The sequence below is a fragment of the Janthinobacterium lyxosi genome (genome assembly GCF_051380665.1).
Taxonomy (GTDB): Bacteria; Pseudomonadota; Gammaproteobacteria; order Burkholderiales; family Burkholderiaceae_D; genus Janthinobacterium.
This window is the reverse complement of the sequence record NZ_JBNYXM010000010.1, coordinates 63578-88587: the sequence shown is the minus strand read 5'-3', so window position 1 is coordinate 88587 and position 25010 is coordinate 63578. Positions and strand designations below refer to the sequence as shown.

Below are 25010 nucleotides of genomic sequence, written 5' to 3'. Positions count from 1 at the left end.
GCAGGCAGTACAAGAAGCATCCGCAGCAAACAGCAACACCGCATCACGGACAGGCAGAACGGGTGGCGCCCCCGGTTCTATCCAGCCCTGGTGACAGCCGCAGCAAAAAGGCCGATGATCGTGTTTTTCAACGATAGCAGGGCCTGCGCGATGTCACATTTGATGATCAGCACCGACAAGGCGGAACTCGACGTTCCAGCCATCCACCATTTTCTCAGCACGCAATCGACATGGGCCATCGGCATCCCGTTGGCTACCGTACAGCGCGCCATCGACCATTCTCTATGCTTTGGCGGCATGCTTGACGGCCGTCAGGTGGCGTTCGCGCGCGTGGTCAGCGACTACGCCACGTTTGCCTATCTGGTCGACGTGTATGTACTGGAAGAGTACCGCGGCCGCAACTACAGCAAGCGCCTGATGGAGGCCGTGATGGCACATCCCGACTTGCAGGGCTTGCGCCGTTTCATGCTGGCCACCAGTACGGCGCATGGCTTGTATGCGCGCCACGGTTTTACGGCGCCGCTCAGGCCGGAGACGCTGATGGAGCGGTATGTGCCGGACATCTACCCGCGTTGATTGCTGGCGTTGAGAAGCGGGCGTAAAAAAGCCACGGCGACAGTGCATCGCCGTGGCTTTTTTTACTGCCAGTGCATCAGGCAGGGGGGAATCAGCAACAGCAGCGCCAGCACCAGGTAAATCAGCTGCAGCGGGATCATCCACTTGGCCCAGGTAATCCAGGGCACGCGCGCCAGCGCCAGCACGCCGACGGTGATGCCGGAAGTGGGGATCATCGGCGTGGTGAATTCGCCGAACTGGAAGGCCAGGATGGCGGTCTGGCGCGTCACGCCCACCAGATCGGCCAGCGGCGCCATGATGGGCATGGTGAGAGCCGCCTGTCCGCTGCCGGAATGGATGAAGAAGTTGATCACCGACTGCATGAGGAACATCTTTTGCGCGGCGAAGATGGGACTCGACGAGGCCACCAGGGGCGTCAATGCATGCAGCATGGTGTCGATGATCTGCGCGTCGCGCGCCAGGATCATGGTGCCGCGCGCCAGCGCGATGACCAGCGCCACGCTCACCATGTCACGCGCGCCCTGCACGAAAGACGCCACCAGGCTGTCCATGTCGAGCCGGCCGACCAGGCCGACGACGATGGCCATCACCAGGAACAGGGCGGCGATTTCATCGATGAACCAGTCGTACTTGACGACGCCGACGACCATCGTCAGCAAGGTCGCCATGAAAATCCACAGCACGGCACGGTGCGTGCGCGTCATGCCGGCAAAGCTGTTTAGGTCCATCGAGTGTTCGCTGCGCTTTTCGATGTCGAGCAGATAAGTCGGGCTTTTTTCCGGATGGCGCTTGATGCGCGCCGCGTACCACATCAAAAACACGATGCTGACCGCCGTGGCGATGGCCCAAACGATCAGGCGGTAGCCGATACCGGAAAAGATCGGCACGCCGGCGATACCCTGCGCGATGCCGACATTGAACGGGTTCAGGAAGGCGGCGGAAAAGCCCACCTGCGAGCCGATGAAAGGAATCGACACGCCCGTGATGGTGTCATAGCCCAAGGCCAGGGCCAGCGGCACGAAGATCAGGATGAAGGGAATGGCTTCCTCGTTCATGCCGAAAGTGGCGCCACCGAGCGAGAACATGGTGAAGAAGACGGGAATGATGGCGGCGCGCACGAAGCGCGAACTGGTATGCGCCTTGGCGATGGCCTTGATCAGGGAATCGAAGGCTTCGGTTTTTTGCAGCACGGCGAAGGCGCCGCCGACGATCAAGATGAAGCCGATGATCAGGCTGGCGTCGACGAAGCCCTTGATGGGCGCCATCATCAGCGCTGCCAGTCCCTGCGGCTTGTTGTCCACGTAGTGAAACGTGCCGGGAATGATCAGCTGCTTGCCGTTGACCAGCTGTGTATCGAATTTCCCACCCGGCACCAGCCAGGTGGCCAGGGCGATCATGGCCAGGATGCCGCACAGCAGGACGAAGGTGTTGGGGAGCTTGAATTTTCTCATGGCGTCATTGGCTCAGCAGGCTGCCGCCGCGGAAGGCGACGGCGCCGGCGACCTTGCCGACGTTCATGCCACGCAAGACGTGGCGGTGGGCGCTGCGCGCAAAGAAGACGCCGGCGACGGTGCAGCGCAAGGTCGTCGTCTCGCCGCTGACGGGGTCGATCAGGTCGGCCAGCGCGTCGCCGGCGGCCAGTGCGTCACCCATTTCGCGCAGGTAGACCAGTACGCCGTGATGCGGCGCGAGGATCGGTTCCACGCCGGCCAGCGGCGTCGGCTCGCATTGCGGTGCGGGCAGCTTGTCGCCGGCGCCGTCGATTTCCAGCACGCCCTCAATGGCGAGAAAACGCAGCAAGGCGGTGGCATCGCGTTCTGCCAGGGCGTAGCTCACTTCCACTTCGCCACGCAATTCAACGGTGGTCGACAGACAGGCTGCGGGAATCGGATAGCGTCCCTTGAAGTGCGCGTCGAGGTCCCACCACAATCGGCTGCAGGCTTCGTCGAACGGCTCTTCGCCGGCCGCCAGTTCCAGCAGCACGGCGCGTGCGCCCAATAGCGCGGACAGGGGCGCGATTTGCTCCGCCAGCGGCGTGCCTGTGTAAATGTGCAGGGCCGCCTCGTTATCGCAATGCAGGTCGAGCACGATGTCGGCGTCGATGGCCATGCCCAGCAGGGTTTTTTTCAGCACTTCCGCATCCGTGCCCGGTCGCCAGGCGGCGACGGCGGCGCGCGCATGCTCGCGTATCAGGGCCACGTTGGCTTGCGCATCTTGTCCCAGCTGGCCATCGAGCGTGGTTTTCAGTTCGTCGGCCACGTGGCGGTAGGCGCGGTTGAAGTTGATGCCGGTGGTCAGGTCGAAGCGGCCGAACGGTGCGCCATGGATGGCTTGCACCAGGCCGATGGGATTGGCGGCCGGCACCAGGATCACTTCGCCGTGGAGCTTGCCCGCCGCCTCCAGCGCCAGCAGTTCGCGGCGCAGGAATTGCGATACCAGCATGCCCGGCACCTCGTCTGCGTGCAGCGCCGCCTGGATGTAGACTTTCTTGCCGCTGCGGCTAGTGGCTGCCGCGGCGCCGAAGTGAAAGCTGCTCAATTGGCAGGATACGCTGGCGTGTGCGGTGGAGATGGGGTGCTGTTGTACTTGCATGGTAAATTCGCCCCAAAACGGGGCGCGGTTGATGGATTCCGGTCGATTATGTAGCAATATTTTCACGAAGTAAATCAATGAAAATCCTTTTACAAATTTTTGTTGAGTTTTCTTTTTGATATGAGTAGAGTAAGTTCCAGCGACCCGATTTCGCCTTTTTATCCGTCATCCGCCATACACAAGAACACAGGCCGCCAGTGATATGAAATCATCCGCCAGTCCTGCCCGTAACAGCTTCCACACGCCAGTGGCCGCCGCCCTGTCGGCGCCCGATGCCGCCTTCGCGCAGTCGCCGCTGGGGCAGGCGCTGATGCACGTGCTGGCCGGCGGCTCTGCTTCGCAGCGGCAGATCGCCGACTACCTGCTGCGCAACCAGATGCGCGTGACGGCGCTGGGCATCGAGGAACTGGCTGACAGCTGCCAGGTATCGACGGCCACCATCAGCCGCTTCGCGCGCGATATCGGCCAGAAGAATTATTCGGCCATGCGCGGCGCCATGGCCGAAACCCTGCAATCGCTGTTGCAGCCAGTCGACAAATTGCGCCGCACGATAGAACGGCGTGCGCGCGCCACATCACCCATCACGGAAAGCCTGGAGTATGCGGCCGCGAACATCGCCGCCACGTCCGATGCCCTGTCGCCGCCTGCCATGCAGGCCGTGGTGCGGCGCCTGACGCGCGCCAAGGTAGTGTATGTGATGGGTTTTGGCCTGTCGGCCAACCTGGCCGGCATGCTGGTGCAGCATCTGCAGCCGTTTTGTCCGCATGTGGTGGAAGTGGTGGGCATCGGCGGCTCGGAAGTGGCGGCTGGCCATCTGGTCAACCTGACGGCGCAGGACGTGCTGGTGGTGATCTCGTTCCCCCGTTACACGCTCGACTGCATCGGCCTGGCCAGCTTCGCGCGCGACCGCGGCGCCTGCATCGTGGCGCTCACCGACTCACCCGCGTCTCCCCTGGCCGAACTGGCCGATCACGTGCTGTATGCGCAAAGCACGCATCCCGTCCTGCCCAGCAGCGCCAGCACGGCACTGGCCATGCTCGAGGCGCTGGCCGTGGCGCTGATGGTATCGAACAAGAAGAACGTTGAAAAAGCGGCTCGTCTGAGCGAAGTGATTGCCGCCTATCTGTACGGCGGCGAGCATGGCGTGCAGGGGCCTCGGAAAACAGTTTCAAAGCAACGCAAGGCAGTCCCAAAGTCATTATAAAAATCAGGCATCATCATTGAGGAGAGTGGCAATGCAGATGAAAAGACAAGACGGAGGCTCCTTGCCACGCGAGTCGGTGCTGGCGCAAGGCGTGCGACTGGCGCTGGGCGCCCTGAGCGTATCGGCGGCGCTGGGCATGCTGGCCAGTGGCGCGCAGGCGCAGGAGCAGGATGGGGAGCCCGTGCAGAAGAAAATGCAGCGCGTGGAAATCACGGGGTCGGCCATCAAGCGGCTGGAATCGGAGACGGCGCTGCCGGTGCAGATCATCACGCGCGCCGATATCGAAAAGGCGGGCGTGACGACGGCGGCCGAACTGATGGCGCGCGTGTCGGCCAACGTGGGCGGACTGACCGATGGCGCCAGCATCAATATCGGCGGCGACCAGCGCGGCTTCAACAGCGCCAACCTGCGCGGCGTAGGCACTTCGTCCACGCTGGTGCTGCTGAATGGCCGGCGCATGGCGAACTTTGCCTCGCCCGGCGACGATGCGGGCGTGGACCTGAATAACATTCCCGCCGCCGCCCTGCAGCGCGTGGAAGTGCTGCTCGACGGCGCTTCGGCCCTGTACGGCACGGACGCCATCGTCGGCGTCATCAATTTCATTACGCGCAAGGATTACCAGGGCGTGGAGCTGAACGCCTACGGCAGCCGCACCGATGAAGGGGGCGCCGGCAAGCGCACGGCCAGCATCACGGCCGGCACGGGCGACCTGGCCACTGATGGCTACAATGTCTTTGCCGTGGTCGACCTGCAAAAAACAGACCGCCTCAGCTCCTCGCAGCGCAAGTTCATTCCGAACCTGCAGGTGCCGCAGCGCCTGGGGCATTTGCTGTCGAGTTTTACCAGCCCGGCGAATATCCGCCTGTCGGGGGAGCAGCGCGACTATTTGCAGGACAATGGCTTCCTGCTCAATGGCCAGCCGATTAGCAACCGCCAGATCAATCTGTCGATCCCGAACTGTTCGCCGCCTGCCAACCTGTACCTGCCGGCGGGAACGGGCGGCGTCGATGCCTGTACCTACGATTACATGGGCGACACGGAGCTGTATCCGAAGACGGACAAGCAGAACTTGCTCACGCGCGGCGTACTGAAGCTGAATAACGACCACCAGCTGTACGCGGAAGTGGCGTTGAGCCGCTCGCGCAGCTATTACGTGGGCTCGTCGGCGCGTGTGATCGGCTATCTCGATTACAGCAAGGTGCCGCAGCTGGCCAATACCGGCCTCGATAGCATCGTCGACGAAGACGGCAATCCGACTGCGCGCGAATTGGAACTGCGCATGCGCCTGAACGAGGCGGGCATGCGCACCAGCCAGTTGACCAGCGAGAGCCAGCGCTTCGTGGTGGGCGCCAGCGGCACACTCGCCGGCTGGGATTACGACGTGGGCTTCAATCACAGCGTCAACGTCGTGAAGGACCGCGATACGCATGGTTATGTCCTGTACGACAAGCTGTTGGAAGGCATCGCCTCCGGCGACATCAACCCGTTTGGCCCATCGGGCGCGAAGGGCAAGGCGCTGCTCGACAGCATCCAGGTCAATGACGAAGTACGGCATGCGCGCGGCACCATGGATACACTCGACTTCAAGGCATCGCGCGCGCTGATGGCGTTGGGTGGCGGCGACATGGCGCTGGCTGTGGGCGGCGAAGTGCGCCGCGAACGCACCGAGTTCCGTCCATCGGCGTTGCTGATGAGCGACAACATCAACACGACGCGGCACCCGAAGGCGGCGTGGCCACCAGCGACAGCCGCAAGGTGCAAGCCATCTACAGCGAATTGCTGCTGCCGTTTACCAAGCAGTGGCAGGCGCAGCTGTCTGGCCGCTATGATCACTACCAGCAGGTGGGCGGCGCCCTCAGTCCGAAGATCGGGCTGACCTATATGCCCAGCAAGCAGGTGCTGCTACGCGCTTCGGCCGGCAAGGGCTTTCGCGCGCCATCGATGTCTGACCTGCACCGGCCCACTGCCTACAGCAGTACGGCGACGCTACCGGATCCCGTGTATTGCGCGAGCGAGAACAATGATTACTCCGTCTGCGCCGATAATTGGGATACGCGCCGCTATAGCAACGACAAGCTGAAACCGGAGCACAGCCGCCAGTTCACGGCCGGCCTGGTACTCGAACCGGGCCAGCACTGGACCTTCAGTGCCGACTACTGGAACATCAAGCGCACGGACCTGATCAGCGAAATCGGCGACGACATCATCCTCGGCAACCTGGCCAAGTACGGCGACCTGGTGCACCGCAACAAGGACAATGAAATCGACTATATCGAGCTGCGCAAGGAAAACCGCGGCGCGCAAAAAGCTTCGGGCATCGATATCACGGCCGACCTGCATGGCGTAAAAACGGCCTGGGGACGTTTCGGCGGCCACTTGAGCGGCACCTATGTGCTCGATTCGAAAATCCAGACCAGCCCCGGCGACGACTTTATCAGCAACCTGAATAAATTTGTCACGGACGGCGTGGTGCAGCGCTGGCGCCATACGATCACCCTCGACTGGGACAATGGCCCGTATTCGGCCAGCCTGTCAAACACCTATTCGAGCGGCTACGATGACCAGAATTCGGCCATCAACACCGACGATGGCAGCGTGGTCAAACCGAACCGGGTGAAGGCGTATACGCTGTGGGACATGTCCGGCGCGTATGCCGTTAGCAAGCAGTTCAAGCTGCGCGCGGGCATACAGAATCTGTTCAATACCAGCCCGCCGTACTCGAACCAGGCGTACTTTTTCCTCTCCGGCTATGACCCGACCTACACGGACCCGCGCGGCCGGCGCTTCTATGCCAGCGCGAATTACAGCTTCAAGTAAGCAGTTTTACATAGAAGCGTGGAGATACCGCAACAACGCTGTCATATGCAGCAAGTAGTATCGTAGTTCGATGCAGTTGGGTTGCAAGCAGCAGTTTTGGCAGCAAGGGCGCGCGCCTGTAGCAACAAGTGTGCGCCCCTTTCCTTGTATTCGAGAGGCACCATGAAATCATCCGCAAGCCTGTATCACACCTTCCGCGCCGCGCGGCTGTTCGCGCTGGCATTGTGCAGCGTCCATGCCGTGGCGGCACCCGGCGGCAGTGCCATCGGCAGCGCGCCGCAGGGCACCCTTGTCATCATCGGCGGCGGCCTGCGCGCCGACAATGCCGAAGTCTGGCAGCGTATCGTCAAGTTGTCGGGCGGGCCCGGCGCGCGCATCGCCGTGCTGGCATCGGCCGCGATGAATCCGGAAAAATCGGGCGAAAGCATCATCAGGAAGCTTAACCAATATGGTGCCGATGCCTTTTTCGTGCCGCTGGCCGTCAAGCTGCCGAACAGGGATTACCGCAAGGCCGCCGAAGACCCGGCCATCGTCACGCAGATCAAATCGGCCAGCGGCATTTATTTTGCCGGCGGCGACCAGGGCCGCATCACGCAAGCCTTGCTGCGCCCGGACGGCAGCCGCACGGCCGCGCTGGAAGCCATCTGGTCGGTCTACCGCAATGGCGGCGTGATCGCCGGTTCCAGCGCCGGCGCCGCCATCATGAGCACCACCATGTTCTACGATGCCAAGCCCGTGCTCGACATGCTCAAGATGGGCGTCACGGACGGACGCGAGATTGCGCCGGGCCTGGGCTTCATCGGCAGCGATGTTTTTGTGGACCAGCATCTGCTGGTGCGCGGGCGCTTTGCGCGCATGATTCCCGTGATGCTGAAAAAAGGCTATCACCTGGGACTGGGCATCGATGAAAACAGCGCCATGGTGGTCGATGCCATGCGCGACGTGGAAGTCATCGGCTACAGCGGCGCCTTGCTGATTGACCTGTCGGGCGCCATCAGTGACCGCGGCGTGAAAAATTTCAATATCAGCAACGCCGCCATCAGCTATCTGGACCGTGGCGACAAATTCAACCTCGTCACGCGCGTGTTTACGCCCTCGCCGGACAAGGCCGATAACAAGCTCGATCCGAACCAGCCCGACATGCGCGAGCCTGTGTTTACCAACGATATCCTGGGCAATAACGCCGTGCTCGACCTGATGGGCAACCTGATCGACAATGCGCAGCAGGAAGCCATCGGTATCGCCTTCGGCAACCCGCGCGACCCGTATCCGGACCTGGGTTTCGAGTTCCGCTTCAGTAAAACAGTCAACAGCGTCGGCTACAGCTCGACCGAGGCGGAAGCGTATTCGGTGCTGAAACTGCGCCTCGACATCCGTCCGATCCAGCTGCGCCAGCCGTTGTACCGCTACAAATAAGCGGTGCCGGCGCGCCGCCAGCGCGGCCACGCGGCGATCGTCAAGGCCCTGAGCAGCCACTCGACAGGGCCATATGCGTGACCGCGCAGCCACCAGCGGCTCAGTGGCAGCTGCACGCAAAAGAGGATGACGGCCAGCGCCAGGGCGCCCAGCGGCGAGACGCTGCCCATCAAGCGCGCGCCATACGCGAGGAACAGCCAGGCGCAGATGGCCGACTGCAGCAGGTAGTTCGACAGGGCCATGCGGCCCGTGTCGGCCAGCAGGGCAAACAGCGTGCCGTCGCGCAGGCGCTCGAACAGGGCCAGTGCCAGCGCCAGGTAGGCGCCCGCCAGCAGCGGCGCGGTCGCCAGGCCCACGGCCAGTCCCGCCACCTGCCATGCCTGGCTGTCCCCATACACGGAAGTCCACGCATAGATGGCGGCGCCGGGCAGCCCCACCAGCGCGCCGGCCCACAGCAGGCGACGGCGCAGCGGCAGATAAGCGCTTGCGTGCAGCAGCATCTCGCGCTTGCCGGCGGCCAGGCCGCACAGGAACATGGCCAGCGCGCAGGGCGCTTGCACCAGCAGCAGGACGATCCAGATTTCACTCAGTTCGCGCAAATGCTGGGTGATGACGGTGGTCGGGGTCGCGCGGTAGGCGGCCAGCGCGGTCGCCGCCTTCTGCGCCATGACCACGGCTTGCTGGGCGGCATCGCCCGCTGGCTGCAGGTTTTGCAGCCAGGCCATCCATGCCCAGAATCCCACGCAGACGGTAACGAGAATCAACGCCAAGGACAGTGCCTGGCGTTCGCCGCAGCGGTGCAGCGCCAGCAGCACGATGCCCAGCATGGCGTAGGTGGTGAGTATATCGCCATGAAACAGGAACACGGCATGCAGGGCGCCAATCAGCCACAGGCCCGCTTGCCGGCGCAGCATGCGCGGCACGAACGGCGCATCGGCGCGCGCCGCCGCCTGCATCTGCAAGGTGAAGCTGTAGCCGAACAGGAAGGAAAACAGCAGATAGAACTTGGTCTCGAACAGCAGCGCGACGAGAAAATGCGTGGCGCGGTCCACGCCGCCGTGAAAGGCGGGATCGGTCAAGCCCAGGCCGAACCAGGGCGTGGCGAAGGCGCCGATATTGACAACCAAAATGCCGAACAGCGCGCAGCCGCGCAGGGCGTCGACGTCGGCGATGCGCTCCGGTGTTGCCGTCAGGGCGCCGCTCATGACCGGGCAGGGCGCAGGAAGCGCGCCAGCAGCAGGTGCAGGCTGGCGCGCTGCGCCAGCGGTGCGTAATGGGGATCGACGGCGACTCTGTTGAAGATGCCGTCGATCAGCGCGGCGAGCCAGCCGGCCGTTTGCGCGGGGTCCAGCACGGCGTCGACCTGGCCCCGTGCGGCCGCCTCTTCCAGCAAGGTTTGCAGGCCGCCGCGCAGGCTGGCGTCGTTGCGCGCCACCCTGGTCGCGATATCCGTGTCACGCATCGCTTCGGCAGAAATTTCCAGCGCCAACCCCGCAAAATCCGCGTCGGCCGCCAGCGCCAGCACCAGGTCCATGAAGTCGAGCAGGGCGCCGTACGCATCGGCGCTGCCTTGCACGCCGGCGAAATGGGCGGTCGTCTCGCTGCCTTCCTGGTCGACGATGGCGGCGATGATGGCTTGCTTGGTGGGGAAGTAATGAAACAGGTTGCCGGGACTCATGCCTGCTTGCGCGCAGATGGCGGCGGTGCTGGTCTGGTGAAAGCCCTTGCGCGCAAAGCAGCTGCGCGCGGCGGCGAGAATGGCGTCGCGGCGGGCCGCGTGTTTGCCGGGATCGATGGTGCGCATGGTTCTGTCCTTTTATAAACCGACTAGTCAATCTAATATAAGATGATTGCATCGCCTGGTCAAGCGAATCGGCTGAAATGGACGCTTTGCACCCTCCCTTCCTGTCGCTACAATGTGCCGCAGCGGTTTTGCCCGGGCTTGCCGCCAGGCCCGCCGATTGTTCGGAGAACCGTTCCCTCCACCTGTTTTTCTACTGTTTTAGGAGTGACATGCAGCAGACCACGATTCGATCCTTTCTCTGCGCGCTGGCGCTGGCCGCCGGCATGCTCCCTGTCGCGCAGGCGACCAGTGCTGTGTTGCCGGCCACCATGCGCCTCGATTACCAGCACAGCGGCAATGCGCTGGCCGAGCATTATGCGGTCGAGCGCGTGCTGGTCGAGCCCCTGCCATGGCCGGGCAACCTGGCGCGCCCCATCGACGACAGCAACCGTGGCAACAACCTGCTGGAAGTGGTCGATATCAAGTCGGGCAAGGTGCTGTACTCGCGCGGTTTTTCCACCATCTTCGGCGAGTGGGCCAGCACCGATGAAGCGAAAACCACCACGCGCGCCTTCCAGGAATCCGTACGCTTCCCGCAGCCGGAGCGGCCCGTGCGCGTGCGCATCCTGAAGCGCGACGAGCGCGGCCTGTTTTCTGTTGTGTGGAGTACCGATGTCGACCCGGCCGCGCAGGACGTGATCCGCAAGCAGCCGCCGGCGCCCGTCAAGCCGATACCGATCCGTGTCGAAGGCCCCTCGTCCGAGAAGGTCGACCTGCTGATCATGGGCGATGGCTATACGGCGGCCGAAATGGGCAAGTTCGAAGCGACGGCGCGCAAACTGGCCGAGCACTTGTTTACGGTCTCGCCATTTCGCGAGCGGGCCAATGACTTCAATGTGTGGGCCATGGCCGTGCCGACGCAGGAGTCGGGCGTGTCGCGCCCATCGACGGGCGTGCATCACGCCTCGCCGCTGGGCACGCGCTACGACATCTTCGGCAGCGAGCGCTATGTGCTGACGACGGACAACCGCGCCCTGCGCGACCTGGCGCAATATGCGCCGTATGAATTCATCGAAATTCTCGTCAATAACGATACCTACGGCGGCGGCGGCATCTTCGGCCAGTTCAGCACGGCGGCAGCGAACAACGACTGGGCCAATTACCTGTTCGTGCATGAATTCGGCCACCATTTCGCCGGCCTGGCCGACGAGTACTATACCTCGCCCGTGGCCTATCAATCGAATGGCGAACGCCAGGAACCGTGGGAGCCGAACGCCACGGCGCTGCGCGATCCGGCCAGGCTGAAATGGCAGAACCAGGTCAAGGCGGGCACGCCGCTGCCGACGCCATGGCCGAAGGAAGCGTACGACAGCCATGCGCGCGAATACCAGAAGCAGCGCGCCGCTTTGCGCGCGGCCAACCGCCCGGAAAGCGAGATGAGTGACTTGTTCAAGGCCGACCTGGCGTACACGCAGCAGCTGTTCTCCAAGACCCCGCAGCGGCATGCCGTTGGCGCCTTCGAAGGCGCGAACTATGAGTCGTCCGGCTACTACCGGCCCGAGATGCAATGCATCATGTTCGACCGCAGCGAGACGTTTTGCTCCGTATGCCAGGATGGCATCAGCACCATCATCGACCTGTATTCGCGTCCCGCTGCGGCGCCGCGCAAATAGGGCCCTTCAGCGCAGTCCCGTAAGGCATGGTGGCCATGTTGCAACGCAATAGCATGGCCCCCATTCTGTCTCTCCCCGCCAACCGCCATCCGCCACCACCCAGCGCTGTTTGTTTTTCCGGCAATATCCATCTCCGCTGGCAAAGTCCCTTTTCTTCCCGTCAGCCCAGCAACATTGTCAAATGTGCATGCTCGCACGCTTGCTTGAAAAATATTTCATTTAGATAATATTGAGGTAGAATTTGATTTACATCAATGTTGCATTGCCGCAATCGCACTTATAGTTGACCTAACTCAAAGCGTCATGGAATGCGGATCGGACTCATCACGAATCACGCGTCTAAATGCTGTAGAGTAATTTCGCCCCGTACCAGTTCCCCGAGAATGCACTGGTGCTGGCCTCGAATTTCAGTGACGGAAGCCCGATTCATGAAGATGCAGATCCCCGCGCCTGGCGCGTGCAGTACCTTACACCCCCACACTCCCATTGCCTTGCCGTATGCGCGCGCCGGTGGCGTCACCCTGGCCATGTGCGCCGCCGCCATGCGCGCCGGCGCGGTGCGATGCGTGCATGCGGCCACGCCGTGGCCCGCCCTGCGTCCAGTTCAGGCATGACGGCCGCCTTGCAGCAGTACTTGCCTTTGCAGGGCAAGCGGGGGCTGGTGGTGGGCATCGCCAACGCACAAAGCATCGCCTGGGGCTGCGCCAGCGCGCTGCGGGCTGCCGGCGCCGAACTGGCCGTGACCTGGCTCAATGACAAGGCCCGTCCCCATGTGGAGCCGTTGGCGCAGCAAGTGCAGGCAGCCATCATGGCGCCGCTCGACGTGGCCGTGCCGGGCCAGCTCGAAGCGCTGTTCGCGCAGATCGAGCGGCAGTGGGGGCGGCTCGACTTCCTCGTCCATTCCATCGCCTACGCGCCGAAGCAGGACTTGCATGGCCGCGTGACGGATAGTTCGGCCGCCGGTTTTGCGCAGGCGATGGATATTTCCTGCCACTCCTTCATGCGCATGGCGAAGCTGGCCGAACCGCTGATGCCGGACGGCGGCAGCCTGATGACCATGAGTTATCTGGGCGCCGAGGAAGTCATCGCCGACTATGGCCTGATGGGGCCCGTGAAGGCGGCGCTGGAAGCATCGGTGCGCTACCTGGCGGCGGAACTGGGCCCGCAGGGCATCCGCGTCAATGCCATCTCGCCGGGGCCCCTGGAGACGCGTGCCGCTTCCGGCATTGCCCATTTCGACCGCCTGATGGCCGATGCCATCGAACGCTCGCCCATGCGGCGCCTGGCCACCATCGAGGACGTGGGCGCACTGTGTGCCTTCCTCGCCGGCGACGGCGCGTGCGCCATCACGGGCGGCACCTTGTATGTCGATGGCGGCTACAACATTCTGAATTGACTGGAAGAAGATGATCATGCCTGTTCCCGCCTTATCTGCGTGCGCCAGGATGGCCGCGCTGGCCACTGCACTGGCCACCACGCTGGCCTTGGCCGGCTGCGCCTCGATGGCGCCGCCGTACGCGCCACCGCCGCTACCGGTGGCGGCGCAGTATCCGGAAACCGATCCCGCTGGCGCGCACGCCGCGGACCTCGCTTGGCAAGCCTACTTTGCCGACGCGCGCCTGCAGGCGCTGATTGCGCAGGCGCTGGCCAGCAACCGCGATATCCGCATCGCCGCCCTGCGCGTGGAAGAGGCGCGCGCCGCATATGGCATCCAGCGCGCCGAGCAGTTTCCCACCATCGCGCTGGGCGCATCCGGCAGCCGCGCGCGCGTGCCAGGTGACCTGAGCGTGACGGGGCGCCCCATGACGAGCGCGCAGTACCAAACGGGTTTGAACGTGAGCGCCTGGGAGCTCGATTTCTGGGGCCGCGTGCGCAGCCTGAAGGACAGCGCTCTGCAAACCCTGCTGGCCAGCGACGAGGCGCGCCGCGCCGTGGGCGTGGCCCTGGTGGCGCAGGTGGCCAATGGCTACCTGGGCTTGCGCGAACTCGATGAACGGGTGGCGCTGGCGCGCGCCACGGTCGACAGCCGCGCCGAATCGCTGCGCATCTTCACGCGCCGCTTCGAGGTGGGTTCGATTTCCAAGCTGGACCTGACGCAGGTGGAAACCCTGCTCAGCCAGGCCTTGTCGCTGTCGGCGCAGCTGGAGCAGGCGCGTGCCATGCAGGCGCACGCGCTGGCCCAACTGGTGGGCGGCCCGGTCGACCTGGTGCCGGATACGCGCCGCTTCGACGACGCCAGCGTGCTGCAGCCGCTGCATGCGGGCTTGCCTTCGGCCTTGCTGGCGCAACGCCCCGACCTGGTGGCGGCCGAGCATCAGCTGCGCGCTGCGCAAGCCAATATCGGCGCCGCGCGCGCCGCCTTCTTCCCGACCATTTCGTTGACGGCCGCCTACGGCACGGCCAGCGCGGAATTGAGCGGCCTGTTCGACTCGGGCAGCGGCGCCTGGAATTTCGCGCCGCGCCTGGTGCTGCCGATCTTCGACGCGGGCCGCATCCGCGCCAACATGGACCTGGCCGAGGTGCGCCGCGACGTGGCCGTGGCCAATTATGAAAAGAGCGTGCAGGGCGCGTTTCGCGAAGTGGCCGACGCGTTGTCGAACCGGCGCTGGCTGGCGCTGCAGGTCGACATCGGCAAGACCACCCTGGCTGCGCAGAGCGAGCGCGCGCGCCTGGCCAAGCTGCGCTACGACAATGGCGCTGCGCCCTACCTGGAAGTGCTCGATGCGCAGCGCGACCTGCTGACGGTCGAGCAGCAACTGGTGCAGACGCGCCGCGCGCTGCTGTCCAGCCAGGTCAGCCTGTATGCCGCGCTGGGCGGCGGCGCACCCGCCGCCTCCGCCGCTTCCACCCACTAATTTGATCGCCCCGATACCATGAATGCTCAACTGAAGAAAAAACTCATCCCCGCGGCGCTGGTCGTGGCGGCCGTCGTGCTTGGCTATGCCGCCTGGCAAAAAATGCGTCCTACCGGCCCAGGCGAAGGTTTCGTCAGCGGCAATGGCCGCATCGAAGCGACCGAGATCGACGTCGCCACCAAGCTGGCTGGCCGCGTCAAGGAGATCCTCGTGCGCGAGGGCGACTTCGTCAAGGCGGGCCAGCCGCTGGCTACCATGCAGGTCGATTCCCTGACGGCGCAGCGCGACGAGGCGCGCGCGCGCCAGCAGCAGGCCTCCGACGCGGTGGTCGGTGCGCAGGCGCAGGTGGCCGTGCGCGAGAGCGACAAGGCGGCCGCGCTGGCCATGGTGGCGCAGCGCGAAAGCGAACTCGATGCGGCCAAGCGCCGCCTGGCCCGCTCCGAGACCCTGTCGAAGGAGGGCGCTTCCTCGGTGCAGGAACTGGACGATGACCGCGCCCGCGTGCGCAGCGTGGCCGCGGCCCTGAATGCGGCCAAGGCGCAGGTCACGGCGGCGCAGGCAGCCATCGACGCGGCCAAGGCGCAAGTAGTCGGTTCCCGTTCCGCCGTGACGGCCGCAGAAGCGACCACGGCGCGCATCGACGCCGACCTGGCCGATGGCCAGCTGGCGGCGCCGCGCGACGGTCGCGTGCAATACCTGGTGGCGCAGCAGGGCGAAGTGCTGGCAGGCGGTGGCAAGGTGCTCAACCTGGTCGACCTGTCGGACGTCTACATGACCTTCTTCCTGCCCGAGACGGCGGCCGGCAAGGTGGCGATGGGCGGCGAAGTGCGCATCATCCTCGACGCGGCGCCCAATTACGTGATTCCGGCAACGATCTCGTTTGTCGCCGCCAGCGCGCAGTTCACGCCGAAGACGGTGGAAACGGCCAGCGAGCGCCAGAAACTGATGTTCCGCGTCAAGGCGCAGATCAGCCGCGAGCTGCTGCAAAAGCACCTGGCCCTGGTGAAAGTGGGCTTGCCCGGCGTGGCGTGGGTGCGCCTCGACGCGCAGCAGGCATGGCCTGCTGAACTGACGGCCAAGGTTCCGCAGTGACCATGGACGTGATCCCATTTGTCGTCAGCATCCGGGGCGTCAGCCAGCATTACGGCAAGACGGTGGCACTCGACGGCATCGACCTCGACGTGCCGGTCGGCCGCATGGTGGGCTTGATCGGGCCCGATGGCGTGGGCAAATCGAGCCTGCTGTCGCTGGTGGCCGGCGCGCGCGCCGTGCAGCAGGGCAGCGTCATGGCGCTGGGCGGCGACATGCGCGATGCGCGCCATCGCGACGACGTCTGCCCGCGTATCGCCTATATGCCGCAAGGCCTGGGCAAGAATCTGTATCCGACCCTGTCGGTCGAGGAAAACCTGCAGTTTTTCGCGCGCCTGTTTGGCCATGATGCAGCCGAACGCCGGCGCCGCATCGACCAGCTGACCCGCAGCACAGGCTTGCAGCCTTTCCTGGCGCGCCCGGCGGGCAAGCTGTCGGGCGGCATGAAGCAGAAACTTGGCCTGTGCTGCGCGCTGATCCACGACCCCGACCTGCTCATTCTGGATGAACCGACGACCGGCGTCGATCCGCTGGCGCGGGCCCAGTTCTGGGACCTGATCGCCGGCATCCGCGTGCAGCGCCCGCAAATGAGCGTGATGGTGGCCACCGCTTACATGGACGAGGCGCAGCGCTTCGATTGGTTAGTGGCCATGGATGACGGCAAGGTGCTCGATACGGGCACGCCGGCCGAACTGCTGGCGCGCACGCAAAGCGACAACCTGGAAGCGGCTTTCATCAAACTGCTGCCCGAAGCCAAGCGCGCGGGTCACCAGCCCGTGGTGATCACGCCGCTGGACGCAGCCAGCGCGCAGGATGTCGCCATCGAGGCGCAAGAGCTGACCATGCGCTTCGGCGATTTCACGGCCGTCGACCATGTGAATTTCCGCATCGGCCGCGGCGAGATCTTCGGCTTTCTCGGCTCTAACGGCTGCGGCAAGTCGACCACCATGAAGATGCTCACGGGCCTGCTGCCGGCGACGGAAGGCAAGGCCTGGCTGTTCGGCAAGGAAGTCGATTCCAACGATATCGACACGCGCCGCAGGGTCGGCTACATGTCGCAGGCGTTCTCGCTGTACAGCGAGCTGACGGTGCGCCAGAATCTGGTGCTGCACGCGCGCCTGTTCCACGTGCCCGAGAGCGAGATCGGCGCGCGCATCGATGAAATGGCGCAGCGCTTCGACTTGCGCGCAGTGATGGACGACCTGCCCGACAGCCTGCCGCTGGGCATACGCCAGCGCCTGTCGCTGGCCGTGGCCATGGTGCACAAGCCGGAAATGCTGATCCTCGACGAGCCGACGTCCGGCGTCGACCCGATCGCGCGCGACAATTTCTGGCGCCTGATGATCGAGCTGGCGCGGCGCGACCGCGTCACCATCTTCATTTCCACCCACTTCATGAACGAGGCCGAGCGCTGCGACCGCATCTCGCTGATGCATGCGGGGAAAGTGCTGGTCAGCGATGCGCCGGCAGAACTGGTGCGCAAGAAGGGTGCGCCGTCGCTGGAAGCGGCCTTCATCGCCTACCTGGAAGAAGCGGGCGGCGGCACGGCAGCGGCCGAAGCGCAGGAAAGCGAGGCGCCGGGGAAAAATGCGGCAGTGCAGGCAACGCAGCAGGAGCACCGGCGCAGCCGCTTCAGCCTGGGGCGCATGCTCAGCTACATGTGGCGCGAAACCCTGGAACTGCGGCGCGATCCCGTGCGCCTGACCCTGGCGCTGGGCGGCTCCGTGCTGCTGCTGTTCGTCATCGGCTTCGGCATCAGCCTGGACGTCGAAGACTTGAGTTATGCGGTGCTCGACCACGACCAGACCACCCTGAGCCAGAATTACACGAACAACCTGGCCGGCTCGCGCTACTTCGTCGAACGTCCACCGCTGCGCGACTATGCCGATATCGACCAGCGCATGCGCAGCGGCGAATTGTCGCTGGCCATCGAGATTCCACCCGGCTTTGCGCGCGACGTGCAGCGCGGCGCGCCAGCGCAGGTGGGGGCGTGGATCGATGGCGCCATGCCGATGCGCGCCGAAACCGTGCAAGGCTACGTGCAGGGCATGCACCAGCTGTGGCTGGCCGACCAGGCCTTGCACCGCTATGGCATCACGATGAGCAACCCGGTCGCCATCCAGACGCGCTACCGCTACAACCCGGACGTGAAAAGCCTGCCCGCGATGGTGCCGGCCGTGATTCCTTTGCTGCTGCTGATGCTGCCGGCCATGCTGGCGGCGCTGTCCGTGGTGCGCGAAAAGGAACTGGGCTCCATCATCAACCTGTACGTGACGCCCGTGACGCGCCTGGAATTCTTGCTCGGCAAGCAGGTGCCGTACGTCGTGCTGGCCATGTTCAACTTCGCCCTCATGGCGCTGCTGGCGGTCACCGCCTTCGGCGTGCCGATCAAGGGCAGCTTGCCGACCCTGATCGGCGCCACCTTCATCTTCAATATCTGCGCCACCGGCATCGGCCTGTTCGCCTCGACGTTTACGCGCAGCCAGATCGCGGCCCTGTTCGTGACCATGATCGGCACCATGATCCCGGCCATCCAGTTTTCCGGCCTGCTCAATCCCGTTTCGTCGATGGAAGGCGTGGGCAAGGCCATCGGCCTGATGTACCCGGCCACGCACATGCTCAATATCAGCCGGGGCGTGTTCAACAAGGCGCTGGGATTCGGCGACCTGCACGCCTCGTTCTGGCCCCTGATCGTGGCGATCCCCGTGATCCTCGGCGTGACGGTGGCGCTGCTGAAGAAACAGGAGTCGTAAGCGTATGCGCCACCTTGAAAATATCTACCGCCTGGGCGTGAAGGAAATCTGGAGCCTGATCCGCGATCCGATGATGCTGGTCCTGATTTTGTATACCTTTACGCTGGCGATCTACGTGGCCGCCACGGCCAAGCCGGAAACCCTGCACATGGCCTCGATTGCCATTGTCGACGAGGATGGCTCGCCGCTGTCCGGACGCATCGCCTCGGCCTTCTTCCCGCCGCAGTTCACGCCGCCGGCCATGATCAACCAGAGCCAGGTCGATGCGGGCCTGGACGCGGGCCAGTACACCTTCGTGCTGACCATCCCGCCCAAGCTGCAGGCGGACGTGCTGGGCGGGCGCCAGGCGGAGCTGCAGCTGAACGTGGATGCCACGCGCATGAGCCAGGCTTTCAGCGGCAGCGGCTACATCCAGCAGATCGTCGCCGCCGAAGTGGCCGAATTCGCCAAGCGCTATCGCGGCGCGACGGTTTCGCCGGTGGAGCTGGTGATGCGCGCGCGCTTCAATCCTTCGCTGAGCCAGGCGTGGTTTGGCTCGCTGATGGAAATCATCAACCAGGTGACGATGCTGTCGATCATCCTGACTGGCGCGGCCCTGATCCGCGAGCGCGAACACGGCACCATCGAGCACTTGCTGGTGATGCCAGTGACGCCGGCCGAGATCATGCTGGGCAAGGTCTGGTCGATGGGCCTGGTGGTGCTGCTGGCCGCGGCCCTGTCGCTGAACCTGGTGGTGCGCGGCATGCTGCATGTGCCCATCGAAGGCTCGATCGCACTGTTCCTGTGCGGCGCGGCCCTGCACCTGTTTGCCACCACCTCGATGGGCATTTTCCTGGCCACCGTGGCGCGCAGCATGCCGCAGTTCGGCATGCTCCTGATTCTCGTACTGCTGCCGCTGCAGATGCTCTCGGGCGGCAGCACGCCGCGCGAAAGCATGCCCGAGCTGGTGCAGAACATCATGCTGGTCGCACCGACCACGCATTTTGTCGAATTGAGCCAGGCGATCCTGTACCGGGGCGCCGGCATTGACGTGGTGTGGAAACCGTTCCTGGCTCTGCTGGCAATCGGCACGGCCCTGTTTACCTTCGCTCTGGCGCGCTTTCGCAAGACCATCAGCCAGATGGCATAGGCCCTGCGCCGGAATGTTCCGGCGTTTGTTTGCATGAAAAGGATAGTCATGAAGATCGAATCTGCTCCATTTTTTTCCACTAGCGGCTTGCCGTCCCTGGGCATGCTGGGCGACTATGCGCGCGACTCGTGGCAGCGCATCGTGCTGTACGCGGACGTGATGCGCCGGCGCGGCAACCAGTATCAGGAGCATCTGGCAGAGGACGTGCCGAACGTGCTCGACTTCCCCGCCGAACTGGTGCTGTCCGGTCTGGAGCTGGCGCGTCCAGTCAACTATGGCCTGGCGCGCATATTGACGCCCGATGCGCCGCAACCCGATCCGGCCAAGCGTCCCTTTGTGGTCGTCGATCCGCGCGCCGGCCACGGTCCCGGCATCGGCGGCTTCAAGGCGGAAAGCGAGATCGGCGTGGCCCTGCGCGCCGGCCACCCGTGCTACTTCATCGGCTTCCTGCCCGATCCCGTGCCGGGACAGACGGTGGAAGACGTGATGCACGCCGAGGCGGCCTTCCTGGAGAAAGTCATCGCCCTGCATCCGCTCAGCGAGGGCAAGCCCGTCGTCATCGGCAATTGCCAGGCGGGCTGGCAAATCCTCATGACGGCGGCCATGCGCCCGGAACTGTTCGGCCCCATCATCGTGGCCGGCGCACCCGTGTCCTACTGGGCCGGCTGGCACGGCCGCAATCCGATGCGCTATGCGGGTGGGTTGATGGGCGGCAGCTGGGCCACGGCGCTGGCGGGCGACCTGGGCAACGGCCGCTTCGACGGCGCCAGCCTGGTACAGAATTTCGAGAAGCTGAACCCGGCCAACACTCTGTGGAGCAAGCAGTACAACCTGTACGCAAACATCGATACGGAAGCGCCGCGTTACCTGGAATTTGAAAAATACTGGGGCGGCCACGTGTTCCTCAACGATGTCGAGATGCAGTACATCGTCGACAATCTGTTCATCGGCAACCGCCTGGCCACGGCGGAGTTGATCACCTCCGACGGCGTACGCCTGGACTTGCGCAATATTCGTTCGCCTATCGTCGTGTTCTGCTCGAACGGCGACAACATCACGCCGCCGCCGCAGGCGCTGGGCTGGATCACGGACCTGTACCGCGACGACAAGGACGTGCTGATGCACGACCAGACCATCGTGTATGCCGTGCATGACAGCGTCGGCCACCTGGGCATTTTCGTCTCGGCCAAGGTGGGACACAAGGAACACCAGAAATTCGCCAGCAATATCGACCTGATCAACCTGCTGCCGGCCGGTATCTACGAAGCGCGGATCGTCGACAAGACGCCCGATACGCCGAACGCGGACCTGGCCAGCGGCGACTATGTGCTGCAGGTCGAACACCGCAGCATCGACGATGTGCGCGCCATCGTGCAGCCAAGCGTGGAGAGCGACCGCAAGTTCGCCGCCGCCGCGCGCGTGTCCGAAGTAAACCTGGCGCTGTACCGCACCTTCGCGCAGCCGTGGGTGCGCGCCATGGTCACGCCGCAGTCGGCGCGCTTCCTGCAGCTCACGCATCCGCTGCGCGTGTCGTACGAGCGCTGGACGGACCACAATCCGCTGGCCAAGCTGGTGGCCAAGGAGGCGGAAAAAGTGCGTGCCCATCGCCAGCCGGTGGCGCCCGACAATCCGCTGCTGGCCATGCAGGAGGCCATCTCCGGCGCCATCACGGCCGGCTTGAACAGCTGGCGCGACTGGCGCGATACGGTGCAGGAAACGACCTTCGACCTGGTGTACGGTTCACCCCTGGTGCAGGCGCTGACGGGACAAGCCATCGGCGACGCCACGCCGCCACGTCCTCACCCCGGTATCTCGCCCGAGCATTGCGAATACGTGCGCTGCGAAACGCGCAAGATGGAAGAGGACATGCAGCGCGGCGGCCTGGTGGAAGCGGCCGTGCGCGCGCTGTTCTACATCTACCGCTTCCGCATGATCGCCGACGAGCGCAGGGTCAACCTGGCGCTCAAATTGATCAAGCCGCAATACCGGCAGGGCGTCGGCATGGAAGAATTTCGCGGCATCGTGCGCCAGCAGGCGCGTTTGATGCTGCATGATTTCGATGCCGCCATCGCCGCCTTGCCGGCCTTGCTGTCGCGCGCCGAACCGGATGCCATAGGCGCGCTGGGCGAATGGCTGCAGCAAGTGCTGCAAGTGCCCGAAGCGCCGACGCTGGACGAGGAAGCAAGCCTGCGGCAAATGCTGGAGGTATTCGAGCGTGCGATCAAGGCGCACGCGAAGGCGCAGCCGCCGGCCGTGCACGCATCTCAAACTGCATCCCATACCGGACCCAAAACCAAACCTGCCAAAAATACTACCTCTGCCTAGAAGACCACGATGACTACTACCCAAGACGATGATTTGCATATCGTGCGTAACCGCACCTTCGACCAGATCGCCATCGGCGACACTGCCAGCATCACGCGCACCCTGAGCATGGACGATATCGCCCTGTTCGCGGTGATGTCGGGCGATGACAACCCGCAGCACCTGGACGCCGAATTTGCCGCCTCCAGCCGCTACGAGGGTGTCATCGCGCACGGCATGTGGGGCGCCGCCCTCATTTCCGCCGTGCTGGGTACGCGCCTGCCCGGCGCCGGCACCGTCTACACGGGCCAGACCCTGCGTTTCCTGCAGCCCGTGCGCGTGGGCGATACGCTGGCCATCAGCGTCACCGTCACCGCGCTCGAGCCGCGCAACCGCCACGTGACCCTGGCCTGCCGCTGCGTCAATCAGCATGGCGCCGTGGTGCTCGACGGCGAAGCGCAGGTGATCGCGCCCGCCGAACAGATCGAAAGAGTGCGCGCCACCTTGCCCGAAGTTCGCCTGCATAACGGCGACGGCACGCGGCGCCTGCTGGAGCAGGCGCGCACGCTGGGTCCGATCAAGGTGGCCGTGATCCACCCTTGCGATGAACTGAGCCTGTCGGGCGCGCTGGACGCCCATGCGGCCGGCCTGATCACGCCCGTGCTGGTGGCGCCGCGCGCGCGCCTGGAAGCGGTGGCGCTGGAGGCTGGCCTGAGCCTGGCCGGCATCGCCATCGAGGATGTCGAGCATAGCCATGCTGCCGCCGCGCGCGGTGTCGAACTGGCGGGCAAGGGCGAGGTGGAGGCGCTGATGAAGGGCAGCCTGCACACGGATGAACTGATGTCGGCCGTGCTGGCCGCCAGCGCCGGCCTGCGCACCAAGCGCCGCATCAGCCACTGCTTCCTGATGCAGACGCCCGCGTATCCGCGTCCTTTCATCATCACGGATGCGGCCATCAATATCGCGCCGAACCTGGCCATGAAGGCCGACATCGTGCGCAACGCCATCGACCTGGCGCACGTGATCGGCGTGGCCAGACCGCGCGTGGCCATCCTGGCCGCCGTGGAAACGGTGAATGCGGACATGCCGGCCACGCTGGATGCCGCCGCCCTGTGCAAGATGGCCGACCGCGGGCAGATAACGGGCGCCATCCTTGATGGCCCCCTGGCCTTCGACAACGCCGTGTCGATTGCCGCCGCCACCGTCAAGGGCATCGTCTCGGAGGTGGCGGGGCGCGCCGACATCCTGCTGGTGCCCGACCTGGAAAGCGGCAACATGCTGGCCAAGCAGCTTGAATACATGGGCGACGCGGACAGCGCCGGCATCGTGCTGGGCGCGAAAATCCCCATCATCCTCACCAGCCGCGCCGACTCGCGCGCCAGCCGCATCGCTTCATGCGCCATCGCCGTGATGCTGGCCAATCATTACCGGAGCACGCCACCATGAACGCACCAGTCCAACATGCCGACGAATACGCCGATGGCGCCCTGATCCTGGTGCTCAATTGCGGCTCGTCGAGCATCAAGTTCGCCTTGTTCGAGCAAGCCGCTGGCGTGCTGCCGCAGCAGGCGCAATGGAGCGGCAAGGTCGAAGGCATCGGCCGTGAAAACGCCACTTATCGCGCTGGCGGCCTGCCGGCAGTCGCCTTGCAGCTCGATGCGGAGCAGCCCCATCACGCGGCCCTCGAATACATCCGCGCGCAAGTCGTGGCGCAACTGGACGGGCGCCCGCTGCGCGCGGTGGCGCATCGCGTGGTGCATGGCGGCAGCAAGTATTTCGCCCCCGTGCGCATCGATGTCAAAGTGCTGGCGGACCTGAAAAGTTTTGTGCCGCTGGCGCCGCTGCACCAGCCGTTCGCATTGGAGGCGATCGAGGTGCTGCTCGAATCGCGGCCCGATATCGCCCAGGTGGCGTGCTTCGACACGGCCTTTCACCACACGGTGCCGCAGGTCGAGCAGATGCTGGCCCTGCCTTACGATGCGTGGGAGCGGGGTTTGCGCCGCTATGGCTTCCACGGCCTGTCGTACGAATACCAATCGCTGGTGTTGGAACAGCGTTTTGGTGCTGTCGCGCGCGGCAAGGTCATCGTCGCCCACCTGGGCAGCGGCGCCAGTCTGTGCGCCATGGATAATTTGCACAGCGTGGCCACGACCATGGGCTTTTCCGCGCTCGATGGCCTGATGATGGGCACGCGCTGCGGTTCGCTCGATCCGGGCGCGGTCATCTACCTGATGGAAATCGAAAAATTGTCGCTGGAAAAAGTGGCGCATGTGCTGTACCACGAATCGGGTTTGCTGGGCGTGTCGGGCGTGTCGGCCGATCCGCCCGTGCTGCTGGCGCAGCAGGACCGGCAAGATGCCACGGGCGAGCGCATCCGCGCCGCGCTGGCCCTGTATATCCGCCGCATCGTGCGCGAGATCGGCGCCCTGACGGCCGTGCTGGGTGGGCTGGACATGCTGGTGTTTACGGCCGGTATCGGCGAGCACAGCGCCGAACTGCGCCAGCGCATTTGCGCCGAGCTGGGTTTTATCGGCCCCGTGCTCGACGCGGAGGCCAATGCGCGCAACGCCAGCCGTATTTCCAGCGATGCCAGCCGCATCGTGGTGGGCGTGGAACCGGCCAATGAAGAGTGGGTAGCGGCACGCCACGCGGCCCTGGCTGTGAGCGCATGAGGATTTGACAGCGCCATTACACCCAATGGGAAATTTGCCGAATTGCACATATTTTCCATTGAGTGCGATAGCGCACAGTCTGGTTTTAGTTTTGTCTTTACTATGAAGTCATGCCATTGCGCTACATCAAGAAACAGCGCGATGCCT

19 protein-coding genes are annotated in these 25010 nt (G+C 64.4%); 15 read left to right on the top strand and 4 right to left on the bottom strand.

All coding sequences use genetic code 11. The annotated features are described in order from the left end of the window. Positions 1-150 precede the first annotated feature (150 nt). Positions 151-576: a GNAT family N-acetyltransferase gene (locus tag ACQ4WP_RS12710; protein WP_436521079.1), complete on the top strand. Its 426-nt coding sequence runs from the start codon at positions 151-153 to the stop codon at positions 574-576. Between the two features lie 62 nt (positions 577-638). On the opposite strand, the gene ACQ4WP_RS12705 is transcribed toward ACQ4WP_RS12710, so the two are convergent. Then, complete coding sequence (locus ACQ4WP_RS12705) at positions 639-2027, bottom strand: YfcC family protein (protein WP_436521077.1); 1389 nt, start codon at positions 2025-2027, stop codon at positions 639-641. A 4-nt stretch (positions 2028-2031) separates the two neighbouring features. Beyond that, entirely contained in the window at positions 2032-3168 is a 1137-nt protein-coding gene (locus ACQ4WP_RS12700; protein WP_436521075.1) for a succinylglutamate desuccinylase/aspartoacylase family protein, read from the bottom strand. Positions 3169-3370: 202 nt separating this feature from the next. On the opposite strand from ACQ4WP_RS12700, the gene ACQ4WP_RS12695 reads away from it, so the two are divergent. The 4 genes from ACQ4WP_RS12695 to ACQ4WP_RS12680 all read left to right on the top strand — a co-directional run bounded on the left by ACQ4WP_RS12695 (position 3371) and on the right by ACQ4WP_RS12680 (position 8605). Next, positions 3371-4372 carry a MurR/RpiR family transcriptional regulator gene (locus tag ACQ4WP_RS12695; protein ID WP_436521073.1) on the top strand — a complete coding sequence of 334 codons (1002 nt, stop codon included), beginning with the start codon at positions 3371-3373 and terminating at the stop codon, positions 4370-4372. 37 nt (positions 4373-4409) lie between these two features. After that, positions 4410-6248, top strand: coding sequence for a TonB-dependent receptor (locus ACQ4WP_RS12690; RefSeq protein WP_436521071.1), 1839 nt, complete (start codon positions 4410-4412; stop codon positions 6246-6248). Continuing rightward, a complete protein-coding gene (locus ACQ4WP_RS12685; protein WP_436521338.1) occupies positions 6149-7189 on the top strand; it encodes a TonB-dependent receptor domain-containing protein in 1041 nt (346 codons plus the stop codon). The genes ACQ4WP_RS12690 and ACQ4WP_RS12685 overlap by 100 nt, the downstream gene beginning before the upstream one ends. Before the next feature lie 162 nt (positions 7190-7351). Next, positions 7352-8605 carry a cyanophycinase gene (locus tag ACQ4WP_RS12680; protein WP_436521069.1) on the top strand — a complete coding sequence of 418 codons (1254 nt, stop codon included), beginning with the start codon at positions 7352-7354 and terminating at the stop codon, positions 8603-8605. On the opposite strand, the gene ACQ4WP_RS12675 is transcribed toward ACQ4WP_RS12680, so the two are convergent. Next, positions 8596-9810 carry a DUF418 domain-containing protein gene (locus ACQ4WP_RS12675; RefSeq protein ID WP_436521067.1) on the bottom strand — a complete coding sequence of 405 codons (1215 nt, stop codon included), beginning with the start codon at positions 9808-9810 and terminating at the stop codon, positions 8596-8598. The two genes, ACQ4WP_RS12680 and ACQ4WP_RS12675, sit on opposite strands and share 10 nt — an antisense overlap. Continuing rightward, positions 9807-10409: a TetR/AcrR family transcriptional regulator gene (locus ACQ4WP_RS12670; RefSeq protein ID WP_436521065.1), complete on the bottom strand. Its 603-nt coding sequence runs from the start codon at positions 10407-10409 to the stop codon at positions 9807-9809. Before ACQ4WP_RS12670 ends, ACQ4WP_RS12675 begins: the two co-directional genes overlap by 4 nt. Before the next feature lie 209 nt (positions 10410-10618). On the opposite strand from ACQ4WP_RS12670, the gene ACQ4WP_RS12665 reads away from it, so the two are divergent. The 10 genes from ACQ4WP_RS12665 to ACQ4WP_RS12620 all read left to right on the top strand — a co-directional run bounded on the left by ACQ4WP_RS12665 (position 10619) and on the right by ACQ4WP_RS12620 (position 24863). Beyond that, a complete protein-coding gene (locus ACQ4WP_RS12665) occupies positions 10619-12061 on the top strand; it encodes an IgA Peptidase M64 (protein WP_436521063.1) in 1443 nt (480 codons plus the stop codon). Between the two features lie 428 nt (positions 12062-12489). Beyond that, positions 12490-12675: a hypothetical protein gene (locus ACQ4WP_RS12660; protein WP_426071981.1), complete on the top strand. Its 186-nt coding sequence runs from the start codon at positions 12490-12492 to the stop codon at positions 12673-12675. After that, positions 12672-13457 carry an enoyl-ACP reductase FabI gene (gene fabI / locus ACQ4WP_RS12655; RefSeq protein WP_436521061.1) on the top strand — a complete coding sequence of 262 codons (786 nt, stop codon included), beginning with the start codon at positions 12672-12674 and terminating at the stop codon, positions 13455-13457. The genes ACQ4WP_RS12660 and fabI overlap by 4 nt, the downstream gene beginning before the upstream one ends. 10 nt (positions 13458-13467) lie before the next feature. Next, positions 13468-14916 (top strand): efflux transporter outer membrane subunit, encoded by a 1449-nt coding sequence (locus ACQ4WP_RS12650; RefSeq protein WP_436521059.1) that lies wholly within the window; start codon positions 13468-13470, stop codon positions 14914-14916. Between the two features lie 18 nt (positions 14917-14934). After that, positions 14935-16008 (top strand): HlyD family secretion protein, encoded by a 1074-nt coding sequence (locus ACQ4WP_RS12645; RefSeq protein ID WP_436521057.1) that lies wholly within the window; start codon positions 14935-14937, stop codon positions 16006-16008. 2 nt (positions 16009-16010) lie between these two features. Further along, entirely contained in the window at positions 16011-18758 is a 2748-nt protein-coding gene (gene rbbA, locus ACQ4WP_RS12640; protein WP_436521055.1) for a ribosome-associated ATPase/putative transporter RbbA, read from the top strand. A gap of 4 nt (positions 18759-18762) precedes the next feature. Beyond that, complete coding sequence (locus tag ACQ4WP_RS12635) at positions 18763-19887, top strand: ABC transporter permease (protein ID WP_436521053.1); 1125 nt, start codon at positions 18763-18765, stop codon at positions 19885-19887. 48 nt (positions 19888-19935) lie between these two features. Beyond that, complete coding sequence (locus tag ACQ4WP_RS12630; RefSeq protein ID WP_495542765.1) at positions 19936-22212, top strand: DUF3141 domain-containing protein; 2277 nt, start codon at positions 19936-19938, stop codon at positions 22210-22212. Positions 22213-22221: 9 nt separating this feature from the next. Continuing rightward, positions 22222-23637, top strand: coding sequence for a bifunctional enoyl-CoA hydratase/phosphate acetyltransferase (locus ACQ4WP_RS12625; RefSeq protein WP_436521051.1), 1416 nt, complete (start codon positions 22222-22224; stop codon positions 23635-23637). Further along, complete coding sequence (locus ACQ4WP_RS12620; RefSeq protein WP_436521049.1) at positions 23634-24863, top strand: acetate/propionate family kinase; 1230 nt, start codon at positions 23634-23636, stop codon at positions 24861-24863. The genes ACQ4WP_RS12625 and ACQ4WP_RS12620 overlap by 4 nt, the downstream gene beginning before the upstream one ends. Positions 24864-25010: the final 147 nt, after the last annotated feature.